At 74.4% G+C, this 1,760-nt stretch carries 1 protein-coding gene; it reads right to left on the bottom strand.

Going from position 1 to position 1,760, the window contains the following annotated elements:
- Positions 1-401 precede the first annotated feature (401 nt).
- Positions 402-1,688, bottom strand: a complete 1,287-nt coding sequence (locus HGA02_RS18480) for an MIR domain-containing protein (RefSeq protein ID WP_168680774.1) — start codon at positions 1,686-1,688, stop codon at positions 402-404.
- Positions 1,689-1,760 lie beyond the last annotated feature (72 nt).

A 1,760-nucleotide genomic window follows, 5' to 3' on the forward strand; every position in this document is an offset into this window, starting at 1 on the left:
CCGGCGGGTACGGGTGGACATGCGTGTGCCTCTCGACGGCAGGACGGATCGCGCCGCGGCCCCCTGCGGGCGTGCGGCGGTCGGTGCTGGTGGTGCGCGGGGGAGAGGTGCCCTCGGTGCGAGGGCGGCGACGGTCCGGGGAGGGACGTCACACGCGGCGTGGGGGCGCCGCGGACCGGTCAGCGGTCGACGACGGCGTGGTCGTCGGTCACCGGCGGGCGGGACACGCCCGACACGAGCGGGCCACGCGCAGCACGGCTGCGGTGGCGAGTGCTCGGTGGGACGACATGGGGAACACCGTGCCAGCACCTCCGAGGGGCGAGAAGACCCCTCCCAAATCCTGAGATATCCGGTCGGGATTTCTCAGCGGCGCCGCCAGGCCTGTGAGGACTGCGCGGGCGTCAGCGCACCTCGAGGACCGTCCACCAGTCGTTGCCGTCGCGCCCGGGGAAGCCCGTGACCTCCTGCTGACCGGCCGTGACCTGCGGGTCCGAGCGCCGGTGCGAGTGCAGCGCCACGCCCGTCGCGACGTGCACGAGCCGCACGCGCGACCCCGCACGCCAGCGTCCGCCACCGTCGACCTCGACGCGCCAGTCGTCGTTGCCGTCGCCCACGCCGTCACGGCCGAACGCCGTGACCTCCTGCTGACCGGTCAGCGGCGACGGGAAGCCGCGGTGGCTGTGCAGGTTCCGGCCGGTCCCGACGTGCCGCAGCCGCAGCACGTCGCCGTGCCGCAGCACGTGCCCGTCGCCGACCCCGGCGGCGTTCCCGTGCGGCGCCGCGAGCCGCCACAGGTCGTTGTCGTCGGACCCGTCGAACGCCGTGACCTGCTGCTGCCCCGACGTGCGCGGATGCGTGTACGCGAGCCCGTGCGAGTGCAGCGAGCGGCCCGTCCAGACGTGCGACAGCTTGACGACGTCCCCGGTGCTCACCTGCCGGTCGCGCGACGGCGCCGTGCGGGTCAGCACGCGCGGCGGCTTGGGCGTGTAGTCCTGCACGAAGAACCCGCGCCAGCGCCGGCCGTTCGACGCCGACCAGTCCTTCTGCCCCGGCTCGGAGGTGAACACGACCTCGCGCCCCGGCGAGTTGGGGTCGTACACCTGGAGCGCGACGCGGCCCGTCGCGCGGTCGACGTCGTACCCGTACGCCACGACCTGGTGGTTGTCGCCGACCTTCGCGAGCGACCGCGCCACGACGAGGCCCAGGACGACCGGGCGGCCCGCGTCGACGGACGCGATGACCCGCGGGACCTCCTCCTCCTTCGTCCAGCGGCTCACGCCCTTGAACACCCACGTCTCGTCGTCGGAGTGCAGCGTCCACGTGAGGAACTTCGTCGCCGAGCCCGTGAGGAACGACTGGAGCTGGCGGTCGTGGACGTACTTCGCGAGCCAGTTCTCGTCCGGCGGGACCCGCTCGGGCGCGTACAGGTCCGCGGACCAGCGGGGGACCGGGCGGCCCGAGAGGAAGTAGTCGAGCGCCGCGTACGACATGCCGCCGCACCGGCCCGCCGTCGTGATCGTCGTGCCGTTGGGGAGCGTGATGAGCTCGTCGACGAACGCGTTCGGGAACGCGAACCCGTGCACCGCGGGGTCGAAGTCCACGCGGCGCCGCGCGCGGGTGTCGTCGTCGGTGGGGACGGGCGGGGGCAGCGGCGACGGCGACGGGACCGGGGGGTGCGGGTCGGGCATCGTCGGGTCCTTCGTCGGCCGCTCGGGCCCTGTCGTCGCGCGGTGTGGCGGGCGGCCCCGGCGGACCTGCCA

Origin of the sequence: Cellulomonas septica (assembly GCF_012396155.1) — a bacterium.
GTDB lineage: Bacteria > Actinomycetota > Actinomycetes > Actinomycetales > Cellulomonadaceae > Cellulomonas > Cellulomonas septica.